The organism is Photorhabdus viridis, from assembly GCF_040256935.1.
Lineage (GTDB): Bacteria > Pseudomonadota > Gammaproteobacteria > Enterobacterales > Enterobacteriaceae > Photorhabdus > Photorhabdus viridis.
Genome location: NZ_JBEJZY010000156.1, coordinates 1 through 1,267, shown reverse-complemented (window position 1 = coordinate 1,267; position 1,267 = coordinate 1). Strand labels below are relative to the sequence as shown.

The window sequence follows — 1,267 nt, the reverse complement described above, 5'->3', positions numbered from 1 at the left end:
GAATAACTTGCCCTGCGTGCGGCGCGTTTCACGATGCAGGTCATCGCGCTCAAATTCAGTGATGAGTGTCTGTTCATGCCGGATCGCACTCAGGTGACCAGAGCCGTAGTAGAGCCAGCTTAAGGCGCCGCCCTGTGGCAGCGTGAGAGCGGTCAGGTTATCCAGTTCGTCATAACTGAACTGGAGGCAATCGTCGCCGTTCTGCTCGCGAATGACGCGCCCCAATGCGTCATGGTCAAAACGCACGGTGTTGGGCTCGATCCCCAGTTGTTTGCCGTTGTCGTTCGGTTCACGGCGGGCTTCCCGCAGCCGGCCCATTTTATCCCACTGGTACTGATAGGTGTCCGTGTAGGTTTCCCGCTGAATCAACTGACCGGCCGCATCATAATGCTGGCGTACCCGACGTTCCGGGTATTTGAACACGCGGTCACCCAGGCGCCGCTCGGTGCTCAATAAGCCCGCCGCGTTGTATTCGTACTGGATTAAGGTGTCGTCGGGGCGGATTTCTTCGATTAAGCGCCCTTCGGCATCCCGGTTCAGTAAATAGCGGCCATCGTTGGCATTCTCAATTTTCACCAGATGCCCTTCAGGGCTGTATTGATAGCGAATTTGACGTTGCAGACGGTCTGTCGCACAGACCACCTGACCGAATGCATTGTATTCCCAGGCGCGGGGCGCATTCTCATTGCGCTGGTGATGGATGAGCTGACCCGCGCTGTCCCATGCCATGTGTTCGGTGGAATCGTCAGGATAGGTGATGAGGATTAACTGGCCGTTATCGTTATAGTCATAACTGACCCTTTCCATCAACGCATTGGTAAAGCGGCTCAACCGGTGCTCATTGTCGTAGTACCATGTGCTGCTTTGCCCAGAACAGTCGGTGTGGCGGATCAGCTGCCCCTGACCATTCCAGATAAAATGGCTTTCTCCGCCTTTGGCATCCGTGATTCTGTAAGGACGCACCGTATTATTAAAGCTGTAGTGATAACGGGTCGTTTGTTTCAGTGGCGAGGTTTCACTCACCCGCCGGCCAAATTCATCGTAAGCCAGCGCCGTCTCGGCGCCATCCGGCCAGAAGATAAAGGTGAGCCGGTCGGTATCATTCTGGTACTGCCAGCCGGTCTGGTTGCCGTTGGCATCGGTGAAACTCAGCTGGCGGCCGTGTTTGTCCCATTCACTCAGACGGGTGTGGCCGTCCGCATCTGTGTAGCCGTTCGGCAGGCCAAATTCATCCCACAGAATATGGTGTTCCGTGCCATTGCGGTCG

General features: G+C 55.8%; 1 pseudogene. It reads right to left on the bottom strand.

Annotation, left to right across the window (positions count from 1 at the left end):
* Positions 1 to 1,267 (bottom strand): annotated as a pseudogene (locus ABR397_RS22655) (type IV secretion protein Rhs); the annotation flags it as partial.